We start from the raw sequence: 20,698 nt of genomic DNA on the forward strand, positions 1-20,698 counted from the left end.
CCCGATGACCCGCCGCCCCGCAACCACGCGTGTGAACCTCTCGGCCCTCGCCGCGCTCGTCGTGCTCACCGCGGGCGCGACCAGCTGCGGCAACCGCCAGAACCAGGTCGTCCCCAACCGCGTGCTCGACCGCCCGCTCGACATGGCGCTCGCGTGCGTGCGCAACGAGAACGGGGTGCTCACGCCGCAGTCGCTCGACCTGTGCTCCGACGCGGTGTCCGAGTCGGTGTGCGGCGACCTGCGGTTGGTCGGCTTCGTCGCCAACTCCGAGCGCAACGACATCGCGATGTTCAGCCGCTGCGCCGGCTCGGTCATCGACATGAACATCGGCGCGCCGGGGCCCCAGCTCATCAGCGCCGGCGAGGTGCCGTCGAGCATGACGGTGACGACCGGCCTGCAGGCGGGCTGCTTCGCCGTCTCGGGCAACCTCGGCAGCTGCGACCTGAGCGTGCTCGACGTCACCGGCCTGGCCTCGTACGCCTTCGAAGAGCCGCCCGAGGAGGACCCGGCGGCCTACGTGTCGACGGTGGCGCCGCGCCGCGCCGACGGCACGCCGCTCGGCGCCCGCCCCGGGCAGGTGCTGGCGGTGCCGCCCGAACTGAGCAACACCGGCGAGCCGATGCAGGGCTGCGACCCGGCCAACCCGGGCAGCGTGTACGTCACGTTCCCGTCGTGCCAGCTGATCGCCGAGGTCGACTTGCGGACCCAGCGGATCCTGCAGAGCCGTCAGTTCGTGCGCGACCCCAAGAACGACGCGATCACGGTGGTCGACACCGGCGCCGATCCGTCGTGCCCGATCGACTGCGCCGAGCAGTTCGAGGACCCCGACTACGCCGACGCGCTGGCCAGCGCGCCGACCGGCGACCCCGACGGCATGTACCCGCTGGCGATGGCGCTCGTGACCCCGCCGGTCGATCCGACCGCCTGCGTCGACCTCGCCGACCTCGCCATCGAGGACGTCTCGCTGTACGTCGGCGGGCTCGGGTCCGACAACGTCTACGAGCTCCGCTTCGACAACAAGACCTGGACCGACGATCCGCTCGAGTTCGAGTTGACGGCGGCGCAGGGCATCTCGGCGATCCGGCCGACGCCGCCGATGCTGATGGCGAGCGGCAACAACCTCGAGCCGGAGCCGTATCAGTTCCTCTACGTGATCGCGGGCGACGGCTCGACCCGCGTGGTGCGGCGCGACTTCAGCCCCAACCGCACGGAGCTCGGCAGCGAGTGCGACACGCAGGTCGACCCGACGGTGGTGACGGCCGCCGCGTGTCACCCGGCCGAGTTCCCCGGCGAAAATCCGCCGGACCGGCGGCCGTTCGCGCGCGGGCCGGGCATCCGCGGGCCCAACGGCTCGCTCATCACCGACTGGACGTTCCAGAAGTGGTACCGCTCGTCCGAGGTCGAGGCCGCCGGCGGCAGCTTCGATCGCTGCCCGTCGAGCAGCGCCGACACGGCCGAGGCGACCGCCGAGGGCCGCGAAATCTCGTCGCCGTTCACCGGCCCGGGCGTGGTCGGCGTGGCCTCGACCAGCTTCGGTCGCCTCGTCTTCGGCGTGTTCGATCAGTTCCAGGACGATCGCCGGATCGCCACCGCGTACGACTACCTCGGGATCATGGACGCCCAGATCCCGCCGCACTCGCTGTGGCCCAACGTCGACCCGACGCAGCCGACGACCACGATCGAGTCGCTGCCGCGGATGGACGACAAGGCGCCCGAGCGCCTGCTGCCGAACGGCATCTCCGATCCGACGGTGACGCGCGTGCTGTCGCCGAGCCTGCGCCGGATCGATCGCGCCTACGAGACGCGCGTGAGCTGCGACGACGACAACGACTGCAACGACAGCCGCTGCTTGAAGAGCCCTGGCGAGGTCACGGGCTACTGCGAGCAGCTCGGTCCGGCCCTGTCGCCGCCGGTGTCCGAGCGCGAGCAGGATCGCCTGGCCAAGAGCGACGCGGACGACGACGTGATGGCGTCCGGCCTCTACGAGAACGACGTCGTCCGGGCCGTGGTGCGCGACTACTCGGCGTGGGTGACCGGGACGTGGAACCTCTTCTGGGAGGGCGAGATCCCGGGCACCACCAGCTCGAGCGGGCAGCTGCTGTGCGAGGAGCCCGGCTGGGCCGGCGGCACCTGCCTCAGCACCACCGCCGGTGACACCCGCCTGGTCGACAAGACCGCGCAGTTCTGCGAGCGCGGCGTGCTCGGCGGCGACAAGCTGTTCATCCTCGGCTGCAACCAGGACCCCGAGTGCGGCGCCGGTCAGTACTGCTTGCTCGATCCGCAGGCGCCGGCGGGCTCGCCGGGCCTGTGCGTGTCGGAGGTCTCGTACGGCACTTCGCGCGAGGAGCTGCTGCAGATGTGTCGCCCGTTCCTGCGCGACGACTGCGGCTCGGCGCGGCGCGAGTGGGCGATCACGCGGGCGTTCCAGCAGGAGCTGTGGCTGCAGGTGCTCGACCGTCCGCTCGACTCGTTCGTGATGATGCGCGGCGAGGGCACCTCCGCTTCGACGCCGGTCACCGAGGTGGAGCGCGAGGGCCTGTGCCGCGGCGACTACGTGGTCGGTCACGTCGTCGACGACGAGGCGACCTGCGCGCGCGCGTCTGACGAGCCGAACTGCGGCGCCGACGGGGCGCTGCCGTGCTGCTCGCCCGACTACGAGTTCATCGGCGATCCCGGGTTCGTCGAGTGCGAGGGCCGCCTGTCCTGCGCCCCGGCGCAGCCCGACAACGGTTGCAGCACCCACGCCGACTGCGCGGCGCTGTCGTCCGAGTTCCCGCTGTGCCTCGACGGCCTGTGCAAGCGCCAGTGCGGGGATGACGAGGACTGCTCGCTGACGCCGTTGCCCGGGCCCGAGTGCTTCCGCGAGCTCATTCGCTACCAGGTGCTCGCGCGCAACAGCTTCATCGTGCGCGGGCCGTACGACTTCCTGCCGCAGAAGGTGAAGGCCGATCCGGACTCGGGGGAGTGCTACGAAGATCCCGAGGTCTCGAACCTTCTCACCAGCCGGATCCGCCTCGGCGAGGACGAGCAGGACTCGCGGCAGAACTCGCTGTGGCCGATCCCCAGCTGCCCGGCCGGGAGCAATCGGCCCGACGGGGCGGCGCCGAACCCCTGCTTCATCGACGTGTCGCGCCCGGCGACGCTGAGCAGCCAGGACACCGCTCGCGCGCTGTACCACTTCTTCATGTACGGCCCGCCCGAGGACGGTCAGCGCCCGGTGCCGGCGATCCGCTACAGCAACCCGATGATGAGCTTCGTGCTCGACCTGACGAGCCTGCTCGATCTGGCGGCGCCGATCCCGGGCACCGACGACGCGCTGTGGCCGGCCGAGTTCGCCGAGTTCAAGCGATCGCGGATCCCGGGTCGCGCCCGCGAAGCGTTCGGGACCAAGGCGGGTTATGCGCCTTATGACGCAAATGTGGTCACGGCCAGCGTGACGCTGACGGGGCCGACGCGGGTCGTAAACGCGCCCGAGCTCTCGACCGTGTTCGTGGTCGACAGCGCTGGCGGCACGACGCGCGGGCAGGTCGTGCGCGTGACCCTCGCCGGCGGTCAGGTCCAGCCCGACGTCCGGTTCCTGGTCCGCTAGGAACGCCGACCCCGGCGGGTCCTGCGAGCGTGAGGGGGCGGGACTGCCGCCGCCCGCGCAGCGGGGCCTGGGGGCGTGGAGCAGCGCGGTGAGGCTTGGGGGCGCCCCGGCACTTGCGTTACCATGGGCGCCGCGGTGCCGCAGTTCAAGATCAAGTTCGGGGGGCGCACCTTGTCCCTCCCCACTGGGTCCCACCTGGTCGGGCGCATGAGCGACTGCTTCTTCACGCTCGACGACGACCTGACCTCGCGCTACCACGCGCGCCTGCACGTGTCCGCCTCGGACCTGCAGGTCGAGGACCTCGACAGCAGCAACGGCACGTTCCTCAACGGCCAACGCCTGCCGGGTCGCGTGAAGACGCAGCTGGTCCACGGCGACAACCTGAAGATCGGCCGCGAGGTCATCGCCATCCTCAGCGACGGCAGCCAGGCGCCCGTCGACGATCCGATGGACAGCCTGCGCAAGACCATCGGCCCGCACGAAGAGACCCAGTTCCCGTCGCTCATCAGCCAGCTGGTCCAGAAGAGCCTCAACATGGGCAAGATCAAGGAGGCGGAGCGCTACGCGCTCGCGCTGACCAATCAGCTCATGGGCTCGAGCGTGCCGGTCGATCACCCCACGGCCAGGTCGTGCGTGGTGTGCCTGATCGCCCTGGCCCAAAAGTCATCCTCGGGCGTGTGGCTCGACCGCGTGTTCCGCCTGCACGCCGTGCACGGGTGGCTGATGCCCGACGAGATCATCGAGCAGCTCCGCGGCGCGCTCGACCGCATCACGCGGATCCCCGGCACCGGCCTCGAGGACTACGAGCGCACGCTGCGAGAGATGGCCCGCGACGGCGTCGACGTGCCGCGCGGGTTGATGTCGACGATCGCCGAGTTCAGCGACGCCTTCGGCGGGCCCTGAGCTTCTTCAGCGGGTGAGCGGCGTAAGCCGTCGCAAGCGACGCGACGCTTACGGTGCGCGTCGTCCTGCAAGATTGTGCGCGTGCATGGAGCACGCGCCGACGTGCTTGAGAGCGACATCCCCACGCGTGCATCGTCCGCTTCCGATGCGGCGTGTGCTCGCATCGAGGATGCGTCGTTATGCTCGGTGATTGAGAAGCAGCGATCAGGGCGTCGTTCTCCTCCGATGCGGCGGGCGCTCGCATCGAGGATGCGTCGTCATGCTCGGTGATTGAGAAGGAACGACGACCTTGTCGCGTGCGTCGTCCGCTTCCGATGCTGCGGGCGCTCGCATCGAGGATGCGTCGTCATGCTCGGTGATCGAGAAGGAGCGACCACGGCGTCGTCCTCCTTCGATGCGGCGGGCGCTCGCATCGAGGATGCGTCGTCATCCTCCGCCTCTGATGCGGCGGGCGCTCGCATCGAGGATGCGTCGTCATCCTCCGCCTCCGATGCGGCGGGCGCTCGCATCGAAGATGCGTCGTCATGCTCGGTGATTGAGAAGGAGCGATCACGGCGTCGTCCTCCTCCGATGCGGCGGGCGCTCGCATCGAGGATGCGTCGTCATGCTCGGTGAGTGAGAAGGAGCGACGATGTCGTCGCGTGCGTCGTCCGCTTCCGATGCTGCGGGCGCTCGCATCGAGGATGCGTCGGCATGCTCGGTAGGTGAGAGCAGCTCACCATGCGCATGAAGCTCGTCGGATGACGACAGCACCGATCCGGAGCGAGCAGGTGCAGCTCGCTCGTCAGGATCGGTGCTCACGGCGGCGCGGCCCGTGACGGGCGCGGCGCTCAGGAGTGCATGCGCTTCTTCTTGCGCCGGCGCCGACGCGGGGCCGTGGCCTCGTCCTCTTCGACCGCGGGCGGCGGCGGCGGCAGCGGTTCGTCGTCGGCGAAGTCGACGTCGGCGGCGAGCGGGGGCAGGCCGAGGCGGTCGCGGCGGGCGTCGCTGAGCTGGAAGAAGTTGGCCAGTTCCTCGAGCACGGCGAAGCGCAGCTCGTGGTCGAACTGCTCGGCCGAGCGGGCCAGGCGGACCAGGTTGCGGCGGTAGATCGCGAGGCCGGTCAGCTCGGGCGGCTCGTCGTCGGAGCCGCCGCGGGTGGCCAGACTGAGCGCGCTGATCCGCGGGTCGACGCCCTCGAGCACCAGCTCGAGCGACGGTACCTCGTGGACCAGCAGCACCAGCGCGGCGCGGCGCTGGCCGAGCTCGCGCAGGGTCTCGTCGGGGCAGTTGCTGAGGATCTGCACCACCTTGCGGTGCAGCTGCGCCGGGCTCGGCAGCCACTTCGGCGGCGCGTGGTTTTGGTCGAGCCGGTACACGCGCAGGGCCGCGTGGCAGGCCGCGCGGGCGTCACCGCGGGCGTACTCGGCCTCGCTCAGCAGGTGCCAGGCGTCGCCGTTGTTGGGGAACCGCTCGGCCGCGGCGCGCAGGGCCGGCAGGGCCGACTCGGGTACGCCGAGGTCGAGCCACAGCCGGCACATGCGCAGGATGAACTGCAGCACGCGCTGGACCTGGGCGCCGCGCTCCTCTTCGTCGAGCGGCTCGCCGTCCTCGTCCTCGTCGAGCTCGGCCACCGCGGCTTCGGCGGCCTCGGCGGCCTCGGCGGCCTCGGCGGCCTCCTCGGCGTCGACGGCTTCACCGTCGCCGCCGGCCTTCGCCTCGCTGTCCTCGCGCACGATCACCGGACGCCGGCGGCGACGCTTGACCGAGCCGTCGAGCTCGAGGTCGGACGCCTGCGTCGAGGATGAACTCAAGGACATGTCCTCTTCGCCAGCCTCGATGTCGCCGGCCTCGAGCGACGCGTTCAGGATCGCGGAGAACAGCGGGTGCTCGCGCAGCGCGTCGAGGCGGGCGCGGGCCTCCTCGTCGCGGCCGAGCGAGACCAGGCACTCGGCGCCGAGCAGCTCGAGGTCGAGGGCGTCGATGGCGCTGACCGACTCGACGCCGAGGCCGTCGTCGCAGAACTGCAGGGCGCGCGCGGAGTCGCCGAGGTCGAACAGGGCGATCTGGGCGGCAGCGGCGTAGGGCTCGAAGTAGTCGGGGTCGAGCTCGATCGCCTGGTCGTACCAGCGCAGGCTCTCGACCGGGTCGCCCTCGGCGAGTGCGATCGCGCCGAGCAGCACCGCGGCGTCGGGCGCGTCGGGGCGGATCCGCTGGGCCTGCAGCGCCGACTGGCGCGCGGCCTCGTAGTCGGCGCGATCGAGCAGAGACCAGCCACGGTCGAGATGGGCCGCGTAACGGCTGGTCTCGCCGAAGCCGGAGTCGTCGAGGTCTTCCCCGTCGCCGATCGACATGCCCGCTCCGTATAGCACGCCGTGCCATGGTTCGGACGGGGCGCGCGCGCGGCCGAGGTCGCCGCGGACGCATGGCCGATTGCTTGGGCCCGTCGACGCGGCCGGCGTATGCTCGCGGGCCATGAGCCGATTGCCCGCACGTTCGCGACCGGGTGCGCCGGGCCCGAGGGTCCTCAAGCCGCGCGGAGGCTCGCTCGGGCGAGCGCTCCTTCACACCGCCGTGATGGTCGCCGTGCTCGGCGCCTGTCGTGGATCGCAGGCGGTCGGTCCGGCGGGGCAGGCGACGCGCAGCGTCGATCCCGGCCAGGTCGATCCGGCGTTTCAGGGCGAATGGGACGCCGTGCAGGCCGCCCACGAGAAGGACCCGAGCGGGGCCGCGGTCGTCGAAGCGGCCGATCGTCTGCTCGCCCGCGACCCGCCGCTCAACCTGCGGCTGGCCGCACAACAGTTGAAGGCCGACGCGAACCTCGAGCGCGGAGACTACGCGGCGGCGCTGACCTCGGCGCGCGCGGGTCTCGAGGACGTGGCGAAGGTCCGTGCGAAGGGGACCGATCTCGCTCCGCCCGAGCGCGAGCTGGCCGAGGACCTCGGTCGCACCCGCGCGCTCGCCGAAGCCGAGGTCGGGGATCCACAAGCGGCCCTGCAGGCCATCGCCGCGGCGACCCGCGGCGACCGCGGTCCAGATCTCCTCGCCGCGACCGCGCGAGCGCGCGAGCGCCTCGGCGACCGGGCAGGCGCGGCGCTGGCCTACGCGCAGTGGCGCGAGGTCGTGCCCGACGGCAGCGCCGCGGCCGCGCTCGCCGAGGCTCGCATGCGCGAGCAGTGGCGCGGCCTCGACGCGAGCGCGCTCGAGGAGGCGGCGCGCACGGCCGCCGGGACCGCGGCCGCGCAGTGCCTGCTGGTGCGCGCCGGTCGAAGCGCGCCGGCGGGCGCTCCGGCGTGGGTCGGCGGCTGTCAGGCGGCGAGCGCCGGCGGGCCGCCGCGGATCGGGCTGCTGCTGCCGCGCTCGGGCAAGTTCGCCGGGCTGGCCGACGTGCAGCTGGCGGCCGCGACCGCGGCGGTGCGGGTATTGGCCGGGCCGGCCGGACGCGGCCTGCAGGTCGCTTGGGAGGATGCCGGCTCGAGCCCGGCCGAGGCCAAGCAGGCCGCCGCGGCGCTGCTCGCCTCGGGCGCCTCGGTGCTGGTCGGCCCGGTCGGCCCCGGCAACGTCGAGGCCGCCGCCGAGGTCGCCGCCGCCAGCGGCGGCCGGGCCCGGCTGGTGGTCCCGGGGGAGGGCGCAGGTCAGGTCGTCGGGGTCGCACCGACGATCGAGGCCCGCGCCGCCGCGCTCGCCCAGGCCGTGGGCCGCGCGAACCGCACGACTGCGGTGATCCTCGCGCCCGACAACGCGTACGGCAAACGCGCCGTGGCGGCTTTCGAGAAATCACTTCCGAAGATGGGGGTGAAGTCTCTGAAAACAATCTACTATCCGGCCAACACGACAAGCTTCAGCAAGATCCTCGACCCGGTCCGCTCGAGCCTGAAGACGGCGGCGGTGCTGATCCCCGACCAACTCGGGCGGGTCGAGCTGGTGGTCCGGCAGATGGTCCGCGACGGCGTGGTCGTCGAGCGCGCCAAGCAGCCCGGGGTGCCGGTGCTGACGACCGCGGAGGGCTGCTCGCCCGAGGCGATCGGGGCCGGGCACGAGGTGCTGGAGGGCGTCCTGGTGGCGCCCGCGGGCTGGGAGACGCCCGAGGCGGCCGGCTTCACCGAGGCGTACACGGCGATGGAGGGCTCGGGGCCGCCGGACCAGGCGTGGCTGGTCTACCGCGCGGTCGCCCAGGCATGGGCCGGCGGCGACGCGGCGCCCCCTCCCGCGGCGGCCGTGCTCAGGGTAGAAAGCGGTCGCTTTGTCGCGACCGAATCGGCCGTCTCGCTCACTCCCGCGGAGCGCCCCCAGGGCCGCTGACGCGCCGTCCGGCCCGGGCCGGCGCGGTCCTCATGGCGCACCGGCAGAGGCCGGTCGGGGCTCTCGCGCCCGACCCGAAGCCCAGCCGGAGCGCGGGCACGGAGCCCAAGGCTCGCCGGAGCGTGGCCGTGGGGCCCAGGGCTCGCCAGAGCGTGGCCGTGGGGCCCAGGGCTCGCCGGAGCGTGGCCGCGGGCCGCAGCCCGGGTCGCGCGACGGCCAGCACGGGCGGCCAGATCCGCGCGGGCGTGACGGTCAGCGCGGCCGTTCGGAGGGCCCGGAGCGGGGCCCTGGAGCGCGTGCGGGCGACAGGCCCTCGCTCGGGCGCGACGACTACCTCGTGCCCGGCGAGCGGGCCGTCGTCGAGCTGCTGCGCGGCGCCCCGGCGCGGGTCAGGCGGATCCTCGTGCTGCCCGGGCACGAGCTCGAGCTGCGGCGTCACGCGCCGTCCGGCGTCACGATCGATGTCTGTACACTGGACGCGATCGCCGCGGTGATCTCGCCCGAGCTGGCGCGGGGGGTCGTGGCGATCGCCCGTCCGCCGCGCGCCTGGGACCTTGAAGAGCTGCTCGAACTCAAGCCACCCAAAGGTGCCAAACAACTGTTGATTGCGCTCGATGGAGTGCAAGATCCACACAACCTCGGGGCGATCGTGCGGAGCGCTGAATTCTTCGGCGCGACTGGGGTGTTCTGGGCCCGTGACCGGTCGGTGGCGGTGACGCCGACGGTGGTGCGGGCGTCGGCGGGGGCGACCGAGAGGTTGCCGCTGGGGCAGGTGACGAACCTGGCGCGCGCGCTGGCGCGGGCCAAGGAGCTCGGCTTCTGGGTGGTCGGCACGGTTGCCGAGGCCGGCGCGGACCTGCGCCGACTGGCCGCGGACGGCATGCCGGACGCGCTGGTGCTGGTGCTCGGCAGCGAGGGGTCAGGGCTGCGCCGGTTGACGCGTGACTCCTGTGATTTTCTCGCGACCATTCCGGGCGCGGGCGGAGTCGCGTCGCTCAACGTCTCGGCGGCGGCTGCCGTCGCGCTCGCGACCCTCTGTACGCCGGCGCCGGTCGAGGTCCCGATCGAGCGGGACGGCGGGTGAATCCGGGGGAGTCCGAGTCGCCCCGCGATTTCGCGGCCGGCTGCTTTAGGACCTAGCGAAGCAGGCAAATCTTCGCCACCCTATGGCAGCCTTCGCATGCCGCTCGCACGGCAGACGCCCCGCGGCGTCGCCCCTTGAGGCTTTCTATGTCCGAACTCCGCTCCGTCCTGTTTCAGTTCCTGACCCAACCGTCTGACCCGGCACGGCGCAGTGAACTCGCCGCCTCGTTGGCTTCGGTCGACCTGGCGACGGCGCGCGCCGAGGCCAAGCAGGACCCCGGCTCCGGGGACGCCGCCGCGAAGGTCGTCGGCCGCATGATCCTCGACGGCGCCAGCAACGAAGAGGTCGTCGAGGTCGCCAAGCTGGCGGCGCAGAAAGCTCCGCGCGAGGGCGCCGGCAACGACGTGGCCCTGCTCGCGGGCGTGGTGGTGTGGCGGCTGTCGAACCAGGCGACCCAGGCCGAGCCTTACTTCCGCCGGGTCCGCCGCAACGAGCCCGCCAATCCCCAGATCCTCGCCTTTTATCGCGAGATGTTCTCCGCCGACGCGGACGCGAGCCAGCTCATGCAGGTGCTGGTGCAGGCGCGCCGCTCGCTGAAGAAGGAAGACACCGACCAGCGCTTCGCGCTCGCCCACGAGATGGCGGACCTCGCCGAGAAGAAGCTCGGCAGCATCGACCGCGCGATCGAGGTCTGGCGCTCGGTGCTGCGCGAGGACGGCTACGACCCGCGGGCCGCCAAGGCGCTCGAGCGGCTGTACCGCGAGGGGCAGAAGTGGACGGCGCTGGTCGAGCTGTTGAAGGAAGAGTTCGACCGCGTCCAGGACCGGCCCGAAAACCGTGACGAGCGGATCGGACGTCTGCTCGAGATCGCGGAGCTGTACCGCGACCAGCTGCGCCTCGACGCCATGGCGCTGTCGATGCTGCAGCGGATCCTCGAGATCAACCCGCGCCACGCCGCCACCATCAAGGCGCTGGCCGACACCTACGGCGCGTCGGGCCGGTGGAACGACCTGCTCACCGTCTACGGCCGCCTGCTGGACGCCGCGCGCGCCGAGAAGGATGTCCCGCGCCAGATCGACATGCTGCGCCGGGTCTCGAGCATCTGGGTCGACCAGCTCGACAACACCAGCAAGGGTATGGAGCCGCTCCACGAGGCGCTGCGGCTCGGGCCCGACGACCGTGAGACCCGCGACGCGCTGGCCCGCATCCACGAGCTGCGCAAGGACTGGCGCGCCCTCATCGACCTGCGCAGGGACGAGCTGGCGGGCGCCAGCGGCGAGCGGGCCTGCGAGCTGCGCATCGCCCTCGCGCGCATCGCCGAGGACAAGCTGAACGACCGCGCAGAGGCGATCGCGGGCTGGCGCGAGGTGCTGGCGCAGCACGGCGAGGTCGAGGAGGCCTTCGTCGCGCTCATCGACCTCTACGAGCGCGAGGGCCGGTGGTCCGAGGCGACCGACATCCTCCGCCGCCAGATCGACGCCGCCGCCGCGCCGGTGCGCAAGGTCGAGCTGCTGGGCCGCCTGGCCCACTTGCAGGCCGATCGGCTCGGCCAGCCCGAGGCCGCGATCGAGACCTGGGCCGCGGTGGCGCGGCTCGATCCGAGCCACCACGAGGCCAGCGAGGCGCTGCGCGCGGCCTACGTCGCCGCCGGCCGCTGGGACGACCTGGTCGCCCTCTACGACGCGCAGGGTCGCCTCGGTGACGTGCTCGACGTGCTCTACGCCGCGGCCGAGCAGCTTACCGACGAGGACCCGAGGATCGCGCTGTACCAGCGGATCGCCGGCCTCGCGCAGGGCCGCCTCGGCGCGGCCGAGCGCGGGCTGGAGGCGCTCGAGCGGGTGCTGGCGCTGCGCCCGGGCGACCTGGCGGTGGCCCGCGAGCTGCTGCCGATCTACCGCGAGCAGGGCAGCTGGCACCGCATGCTGGCGACCTACGAGGTGCTGCTGGCCGGCGTGAGCGACGACGACGACCGCCTCGAGCTGCTCGCGGTGATGCGCGACATCGCCCTGCAGAAGCTGAGCGACCCCAAGCTGGCGCTGCAGTGGGCGGCGCGGGCCTACGAGCTGCGGCCGACCGACGGGGTGCTGCGCGCCGGGCTCGAGGCCGCGGCCGGGCGGGCCGATGGTTGGTCCGAGCTGAGCGCGATCTACGAGCGCCGGATCGCCGCGGCCGACTGTGACAACGGCGAGCGGCTCGAGCTGCTCGACAAGCTGGCGACGATCGCCCGCGAGCGGCTCGGCGAGCCGCTCGAGGCGCAGCGGTTCTTCCGCCAGATCCTCGACCTCGACCCGGCCAACAAGGTCGCCCACGCGGCGCTCGAGGAGATCTACACCGCGACGTCGCGCTGGGCCGACCTCGCCGGCGTGTTCCTCATCCGGCTGTCGGTGACCCGCGAGAACAACGTGCGCCTGCCGCTGCTGCGCCGCGTCGGCGCGCTGCAGGAGCACAAGGTCGGCGACCTCGACGCCGCGATCGAGACCTACCGCGAGATCGTCGGCATCGCCGCCGGCGACGGCGAGGCCCTCGACGCGCTGACCCGGCTGTACCGCGCGCGCGGCCGCTGGGCCGAGCTGGCCGAGGTGCTGCAGCGGCGGCTCGACTCCGGCGAGTTCCGCGGCGAGCAAATCCCGGTGCTGTTCGAGCTGTCGCAGCTGCACGCGACCCGCCTGCTCGACTCGCAAAAGGCGATCGCCGGCTTCCTGCAGATCCTCGCCGTCGAGCCCGATCACCTGCCGACGATCGACGCGCTCGAGGTGCTGCGCCGCGCCGACCCGTCGAGCGCGCTCGCCATCATGCGCGGGCTGCTGCCGTACTACCGCAGCATCCACGACCACGGCCGCGAGGCCGAGGCGATGGAGGTCATCACCATGGCCGAGCCCGACGCCGCCACGCGGGCGAGCGGCCTCTCGAGCCTGGCCGCACTGTACAGCCAGATGGAGGGCCGTCGCGCCGACGCGCTGCGGGTCCGTCGCGAGCTGTTCGTGATGAACCCCGAGGACGCGGAGCTGCGCGGCGAGGTCGAGCGGACCGGCCGCGAGCTGCAGCGCATGGACCTGGTCGCCGGCGCGTATGGGCAGATCCTGCAGAACATGCGCCGGGCCGAGGAGGCCGCCGAGGCCGAGGGCCGCGCGGTGACGAAGGAGCAGCAGGCGCTCTACAAGGACCTGCTGCAGTCCCGGGCCGTCGCGCTGCGCGACGACCTGCAGCAGTTCGACGACGCCGAGGTCGCGTTCGCCGAGCTGCTCGACCGCGACGAGGCGCACGAGGCCGCCTACCACGCGCTCGACGAGCTGCTGAACCGCCGCGACGCCCACGGCGAGCTGCTCAAGCTGTACCGCCGCCGCGCCGACATCATCATCGACGCCGGCGAGCAGAAGCGCCTGCTCGAGCGGATCATCGCCATCGCCCGCGACGTGCTGAACGACCGCGAGGTAGCGACCCGCACCGCCGAGGAGCTGCTCGACCTCGTGCCGGAGGACCTCGGCGCCGTCGCCACGCTGGCCGGCATGTACGAGTTCAGCGAGCGCCAGGACGATCACTACGCGCTCGAGGAGCTGCTCGGCCGCTGGGCCGAGCGCGTCGACAGCGACGCCGAGCGCCACGATCTGGCCAGCCGGCGCGCCGGGCTGCGCATGGACAAGCTGGGCGACGCCTACGGCGCCGTCGAGCTGCTGCAAGGAGTGATCGCGGCCGACCCGGGCCACGAGCACGCGCGCCGGCTGCTCGAGCGCCTGCTCGACAACCCCGACGTCCAGCTGCAGGTCGCCAACCTGCTCGAGCCGATCTACGACGCGCTCAAGGATCACGGCGCGCAGGTCAGGGTGCTGCGCGTGCGCCGGGCCCAGGCCGAGAAGCTCGGCTCGACCGACGCCGCGACCGCCCTCCTCCTCGAGATCGCCCGCATCGAAGAGAACGAGCTCGGCGACTCCGAGGCCGCGTTCGCGGCGGTGCGCGAGGCGTACCTGCTCGACCCGCGCCGCGCCGACGCGCGCACCGAGCTGCAGCGCCTCGGCGTCGAGCTCGAGAAGCAGCGCGAGCTCGTCGAGGTGTGGCAGCAGGCGCTGGCCAAGCTGCCCGACAACAACTCGAAGATCGAGCTGCTGTCGCGCATCGCGGTGGTGCTCGACGCCCACCTCGACGACCGCGACGGCGCGCGCTCGGCCTACGCCGAGCTGCTGGCGCTCGAGCCGGCCGACGTCGACCTGGCCAAGCGGGCGACGCTGGCGCTGACGCGGCTGCACCGCGCGGCGGGCGACGCCAAGGCGCTGGTCGAGGGCCTGCGCGGGCTGCTGCGCTACATCGACAAGGACGCCGAGCAGGTCCGGATCCTGCTCGAGATCGCGGAGCTGCACGCCGACAAGCTCGAGGACCCGAAGGGCGCCGCGGCGACCTACGTCGAGGTCCTCGACATCGACCCGGGCAACTTCCAGGCGCTCGACGCCCTCGAGCGGATCTACGTCGATGGCGGCGAGTGGGAGTCGCTGTGTCGCGTGCTGCGTCAGCGCGTGATGAGCACCGACGACCCGTTCGAGCAGGCCCGCCTGTGGCGCAAGGTCGGCGAGATCCAGCGCGACCACCTGAGCGATCCGCACCAGGCGATCGAGGCGTTCCAGTGGATTGTCGACCTCGCCGTCGCGCCCAAGGAGACGCAGGCCGCGCTCGACGCGATCGTCCGCCTCAACCTCGAGCTCGAGCGCTGGCCCGACGCGGAGGAGGGGCTGCGCCGTCTGATCGCCCTCGCCACCGACGACGAGCGCAAGGCCGAGCTGCTCGGCCGCGCCGCCGAGGTCGTCGGCGAAAAGCTCGGCCGCTACGCCGACGCCACCGACCTGCTCGAAGAGGTGCTGCGCCTCGACCCGCGCGACCAGCGGGCCCGCGCCACCCTGACCGAGTACCTCGCGCGCGACGAGATCCGCGACCGCGTGATCGCGGTGCTGTATCCGCTCTACGAGTCGGAGCAGAACTGGCGCGCGCTGCTCGACCTCGAGGAGCGGCAGGCCCGGCACCAGCCGGCCGGGCGTCATCGCATGCTCGCGCTCTTGCAGGTCGCGCGCACCCACGAGGAGCGGCTGTCCGATCCGGGCCGCTCGTTCGAGGTGCTGATCGACGCGCTGGCCGAGGCCGGCGAGCAGGAGGAGATCGTCGAGGTCCTCGACCGCATCGATCGCCTCGGCAACGAGCTCGGCCGCCACGAGGCGGTCCACGACGCTTACCTGCAGCACGTCGACAACGTCAGCAGCTCGGCGGTGGCCCACCGCATGCTCGCGTCGATCGGCAACATCGCCCGCGTGCTCGGCCGCAACGCCTCGGCCCGCCGGGCCTTCGAGCGCCTGTTCGAGGCCAGCCCCGTCGACATCGCCGCCGCCGAGGCGCTCGAGCAGGTGCTGGTCGAGGAGAACGACTACGCGGCGCTGGCCGAGCTGCTGGTCCGTCGGGCCCAGCGCAGCGACAGCGACCTGGTGCGCGACGCCTTCTTGATCCGCGCCGCGGAGCTGCACCGCACGAAGCTCGACCGCCTCGAGGACGCGATCGACCTGTACCAAAAGACATCCGCGACCGCGCAGCGCGGCGACGAGGTGCAGGCGGTGCTCGGGCCGCTGTACGAGCGGACCGAGCGCTGGGCCGATCTGACCGAGTTCCTGCGCCGGCGGCTCGAGGGCCTGTCGGGGCGCGAGCTGGTCGAGACCCACCTGCGCCTGGCCCAGCTCTACCGCGAGCAGCTCGGCGACCTGAGCGAGGGCCTGCGGCAGTTCGCCGAGGCGCTCAAGGCCGACCCCGACTACGTCGTCGGCACCGAGCAGCTCGCGCGCTACCTGGCCGACGAGGACCTGCGCCCGCAGGTCATCGCTCAGCTCGAGCCGGTCTTCACCGCCGTCGGCGACTGGCCGCGCCTGATCCACATCCAGGAGCTACGCCTGCTCGAGGCCGGCGACGACCCCCACGCCCGCATCCCGATCCTCCTGAAGATCGCCCGGATCTACGAGGACCAGATGGAGACGCCCGAGGGCGCCTTCACCACCGCCGGCCGCGCGTTCGCCGAGGCGCCGACCGACGGCAGCGTGCGCGAGCTGCTGGCCCGCCTGGCCCACGTGCTGAACCGGGTCGAGGAGCTCGCCAACCTCTACACCAAGTACGTCGAGGACAACGCGAGCGACGAGGGCGACGAGACGCTGGCGATCGTGCGCGAGGCGGCCGAGCTGTGGTCGGTCGCGCTCGGTCAGCCGCGCCGCGCGGTGCCGCTGTACCAGCGGCTCATCGAGGCCCGCCCCGACGATCGCACGGTGTTCCCGGCGCTCGAGGTGGCGTTGACGCAGGCCGAGATGTACGCCGAGCTGGCGGCGGCTTACTGGCACGAGGCCGACACCTCGCTCGACGAGGAGCGTCAGCTCGAGGTGCTGCAGCGCCTGGCCGAGCTGTCGCTCGGGATCCTCGACGACCCCGATCAGGCGATCCGCGCCTACCGCCGCGTGCTCGAAGCCCAGCCCGATCACGAGGCGGCGCGCTCGCGGCTCGAGCGGGTCTACGCCCAGCGCGAGCGCTGGGACGACCTCATCGAGCTGTTGCGCGAGCGGCTGGTCCGCACCGAGTCGCCGGGCGAGCGCGAGGTGGTGCTGCTCAACGTCGCCGACCTGCAGGAGCAGCAGCTCGGCAGCGTCGACGCGGCGCTCGACACCGTCGAATTGCTGCTCAGCGAGCAGCCGGGCAACGCCGGCGCGGTCGGCTCGCTCGAGCGCATGGCCGAGGGCCACGAGGGCCAGCGGGTGCGCATCTTCGGGGTGCTGCGGCCGATCTACGAGCTCACCGGCAACACCATGCGCCTCATCGCGGTCGACGAGTGGCAGCTGACGCAGACGGAGGATCCGGCGCAGCGCCACCAGATCTACCGCGAGATCGCGGCCTACTACGGCGGCCTCGATCAGGGCCAGGCGTACGCGTTCCGCACGCTGGCGCGCGCGCTGGCCGAGCCGGGTCCGGCGGGGGCGATCGAGTCGCTCGACGCCGAAATCCAGCAGATCGCCCGCGCCCACGGCTGGCTCGACGAGCTGCGCCAGGCGCTGCTGATGGCCGCCGAGTCGGCGACGCTGCAGTCCGACGCCGACCGCCGGGTCGCGCTCGAGCTGCAGGCCGCGCAGATCGCCATCGACATCGGCGACTTCGACGGCGCCGCCCGTACTTTGCGACATGCCCTCGAGGTCATGCCCGATCAGCCAGAAGTGCTCGCGCTCCTCGACGAGGCGCTGGCGGGCCTGGCCGACTTCGAGGGCCTGCGCGGGGTGCTCGAGCGGCGGGTCGCCGTCGCCGAGGACGACGAGGATCGCATCGGCCTGCTGCGCCGCCTGGCGCGCCTGGTCGAGGAGGGCCTCGGCCAGCCCGAGACGGCCGAGGCCGTGTGGCAGCGGATCCTCGACATCGAGCCGGGCAGCACCGACGCGATGAACCGCCTGCGCCGGCTGTACGCGGCCCGCGGCGCCTACGACCTGCTGATAGCGATCATCGGCCAGCAGATCGACTCGGCCGACGATCCGGCGACCCGCACGGCGCTGCGCAAGGAGCTGGCGCGGATCCACCGCGAGGCCCGGTCCGACCGCGACAGCGAGATCGAGACGCTGCGCGCGCTGCTGCTCGACGCGCCCGAGGACGACGAGGCGCTGGCGATGCTGGCCCAGGGCCTGCTCGCGCAGGACCGTCACCGCGAGGCGGGCGACGTCATCATCGAGCGCGCCGCGATCGCGCCGAGCCGCGAGCGCCGGGTCGTCCTGCTGCTCGAGGTGGCGCGGCTGCACATCGGCCCGCTCGGCGACGCCGTCGGGGCGATGGCTCACTACGAGTCGGTGTTCCAGGTGACGCCGGGGCACCCCGAGGCGATCGGCGACCTGATGCGGCTGGTCCGCGACAAGGCCAGCTCCGACGCCGCGGCGGCGCTGATCATCCCGCAGCTCGAGCAGAGCGGGCGCTGGGCCGACCTCGCCGAGGTCTACAAGGCCCGCTCCGAGCTGACCGACGATCCGTCCGAGGCCGCCGAGGCGCTGCGCCAACTGGCGAGGATCCGCTACGAGCGGCTCAACGACCCGCGAGGCAGCCTCGAGGCGTCGAACCTGCTGCTCGACCGGGTCGCCGCCGACGAGATGCGGCCGGTCCTCGAGTACACGGCGCGCCTGTCTGTCCTTTTGGACAGGGCCGAGGAGCACGTCGAGTCGCTGGCGCGACGGGCCGCGGTCGAGTCGCTCGACCCGGCGGCGCGCCTGCTGGTCGCCCAGGCCGCGGCCGGGGTGGCCGAGGAGATCCTCGGCGACCGCGCCCGCGCGCTCGGGCTGCTGGCGGCGATGCTCGACGCGGGGATCGCCGACGAGGCGACCGCGCGGCACATCGAGCGCCTGGCCCGCGCCGGCGGTGAGAAGCGCCTGCTGGCCCGGGCCCTGCGCGAGTCGGCCAAGCTGGCCCTCGGCCAGTCCGGCCGCGCCGACATCCTGGTGCGGCTCGGCGACGCCGAGTTCGACACCGGCGAGCTGACCGGCGCGACCGAGGCCTACCGCGACGCGCTCGACGAGCGACCCGGCTTCGCCGGCGCCGTGGCCGGGCTCGAGCGAGTGCTCGACCGGCTGCAGAAGACCGGCGGCGAGGTCGGTCAAGGGCTCATCGAGCCGCTCGAGAACTCGTACCACCTGGCCGGCAACCGGCCGGGCCTGGCCAAGCTGGCGCGGCTGCGCCTGCAGAGCGCGACCGGGGCCGACCGCGCCGCCGCGCTCGAGAACCTCGGCCGCCTGGTCGACGAGGGCGGCGGTTCGCCGGACGAGGCGCTCGAGGCGTGGGGCAACCTGCTGCAGATCGACGGGGCGCACCCGCTGGCGATCGAGCGGGTGGTCGCGCTGTCCGCCAACAAGCAGCTGCTGATCAAGGCGGTCCAGTTCATGGCCGGGGCGATCGACGCTGCCCGCGAGGAGCAGCGCTCGTGCAGCCAGCTGTGCATCGAGACCACCAAGATCCTGCTGCGTGACCTGCGGCAGTACACCGCGGCCCTGCGCGCCCTGGCGCCGGTGCTGGCCGAGAACCCCGACAACCTCGAGGCGCTCGAGCTGCAGATCATGGCCTCGCGCGCGGCCGGCGATCTGCCGATCCTCCACGACTCGCTGGTCCGCTACGCGACGCTGGCGAGCAACCCCGACCTGTCGATCCCGCTGCTGCAGGAGGCCGCCAACGTCGCCGAGGCTCAGGCCGACCCGATCACGGCGATCATCGACCTGCGGGCGCTGCTCGACTTCGATCAGAGCCACGAGCAGGCGTGGGCGCGGCTGCTGCAACTTCTCGAGGCGACCCAGGATCAGCCTGGTCTCATCGCCGCGCTCGATCAGCGGATCAGCATCACCGCCGACGAGAACGAGCGCCGCGGCCTCCGGCTCAAGCTGGCGCACCTGCAGGTCGAGGTCGGCAAGGTCGACGACGCCGTCACGATCTACAACGACATGCTCGGGGCCAGGCCCGACGACCTGCAGGCGATGCAGGAGCTCGAGAACCTGCAGCGCCGGCTCGGCAACTGGCGCGAGGTCCGGGACGTGCTCGAGCGCAAGCTCGACCTGCTGCAGGCGGGCCAGCGCGTGCCGGTGCTCGAGGAGATGGCGGTGCTGTCGGAGGAGAAGCTCGGCGACGTCGACGAGGCGATCGAGCGCCACCAGCGGCTGCTGCTCGAGGCGCCGCGGCACACGCCGAGCCTGGTCGCGCTGTGGCGGCTGTACGAGGGCGCCGAGAAGTGGGAGGACCTGTCCCACCTGCTCGAGCAGTTCCTCGCGGTCCTGCGCGAGGTCGGCGGCGTCGATCAGCGGCGCGAGGTCGGCCTGCGGCTGGCCGAGCTTTACTCGGAGCGCCTCGGCGAGGCCGAGAAGGCGCGCGCCCTGCTCGAGGAGCTGCTGCAGACCGACCCCAACTCGGTGCCGGCGCTGATGGCCCTGGCCGCGGTCGAGGAGCAGCAGGGCAACGAAGAGGCGATGCAGGAGCTGCTGCAGCGCGCCGCCGGCCTCCAGCCGCAAGGCACGGTCGGCGCCGATCTGCAGCTGCGCCTGGCGCGGCTGGCCGGCACGCCGGAGAAGACGCGCGAGCACCTCGAGATGGCGCTCCACCTGCACCCGGCCAACGTCGAGGCGGCCCGCACCCTGCTCGAGCTCAGCCGCAAGGAGGGCTACTGGGAGCAGGTCGCGTACCTGCTGGCGCTGCTCGCCAGCCTCGCGGAGGGCGACGAGCAGCGCAAGCTGATCATCGAGCGCGTCGACCTCCTGGTCGAGAAGGTCGGCGACGTCGAGGAGGCCCTGCGCGCGCTGGCGCCGGTCTACGAGGTCGTCCAGGACGACATCGAGATCAACCGCCGGATCGCCGACGCGCTGTTCGTCAGCGGCCGCTTCGAGGACGCGAGCGGCATGTACGCGTGGCTGGTGCAGGTCGCGTCGGCGCAGCCGAAGAAGACCAAGCTGCTCGCGCACTACCAGACGCGCATGGCCCGGATCGCCCTGGCCAGCGAGACGCCGGACATGAAGGCCGCCCTCGACAAGCTCAAGGACGCCTACAAGATCGACACCACCAACGCCGAGACGATGGTGCTGCTCACCGACGTCTACGCCCACCAGAACGCGTGGGACGACTCGCTCAAGCTGGCCCGCGCGATGCTGCTGCAGAACGTCGACCAGTCGGGCATGGTCCGCCGCGGCGACATCTACCTCCGCCTCGCCAACGCGCACCTGGGGCTGAAGGAGACGTCGAAGGCGCTGTCGATGCTGCGCCGCGGCCTCGAGGAGGACCCGGAGCACCCGGATCTCGGCAACAAGATCCGGGAGATCCAGGCCGCCTCCTGAGCC

6 protein-coding genes are annotated in these 20,698 nt (G+C 72.4%); 5 read left to right on the forward strand and 1 reads right to left on the reverse strand.

Annotation, left to right across the window (positions count from 1 at the left end):
- The first annotated feature begins 4 nt into the window (after positions 1 to 4).
- Together POL25_RS18645 and POL25_RS18650 are read left to right on the forward strand one after the other, a co-directional pair.
- On the forward strand, positions 5 to 3,589 hold the full coding sequence (locus tag POL25_RS18645) for a hypothetical protein (RefSeq protein WP_272087439.1): 3,585 nt from the start codon (positions 5 to 7) through the stop codon (positions 3,587 to 3,589).
- Between the two features lie 135 nt (positions 3,590 to 3,724).
- Entirely contained in the window at positions 3,725 to 4,492 is a 768-nt protein-coding gene (locus POL25_RS18650) for an FHA domain-containing protein (protein WP_272087440.1), read from the forward strand.
- 830 nt (positions 4,493 to 5,322) lie between these two features.
- Here the strand turns inward: POL25_RS18650 and POL25_RS18655 are convergent.
- Positions 5,323 to 6,825: a tetratricopeptide repeat protein gene (locus POL25_RS18655; protein ID WP_272087441.1), complete on the reverse strand. Its 1,503-nt coding sequence runs from the start codon at positions 6,823 to 6,825 to the stop codon at positions 5,323 to 5,325.
- 223 nt (positions 6,826 to 7,048) lie between these two features.
- Here POL25_RS18655 and POL25_RS18660 point away from each other — a divergent pair, with 223 nt between their 5' ends.
- From POL25_RS18660 to POL25_RS18670, 3 genes are all read left to right on the forward strand, one after another.
- Positions 7,049 to 8,773 (forward strand): ABC transporter substrate-binding protein, encoded by a 1,725-nt coding sequence (locus tag POL25_RS18660; protein WP_272087442.1) that lies wholly within the window; start codon positions 7,049 to 7,051, stop codon positions 8,771 to 8,773.
- A 337-nt stretch (positions 8,774 to 9,110) separates the two neighbouring features.
- Positions 9,111 to 9,857: a 23S rRNA (guanosine(2251)-2'-O)-methyltransferase RlmB gene (gene rlmB, locus POL25_RS18665; RefSeq protein ID WP_272087444.1), complete on the forward strand. Its 747-nt coding sequence runs from the start codon at positions 9,111 to 9,113 to the stop codon at positions 9,855 to 9,857.
- Positions 9,858 to 10,084: 227 nt separating this feature from the next.
- Complete coding sequence (locus tag POL25_RS18670; protein ID WP_272087445.1) at positions 10,085 to 20,695, forward strand: tetratricopeptide repeat protein; 10,611 nt, start codon at positions 10,085 to 10,087, stop codon at positions 20,693 to 20,695.
- Positions 20,696 to 20,698 lie beyond the last annotated feature (3 nt).

This window comes from Nannocystis bainbridge (assembly GCF_028368995.1).
Lineage (GTDB): Bacteria > Myxococcota_A > Polyangia > Nannocystales > Nannocystaceae > Nannocystis > Nannocystis bainbridge.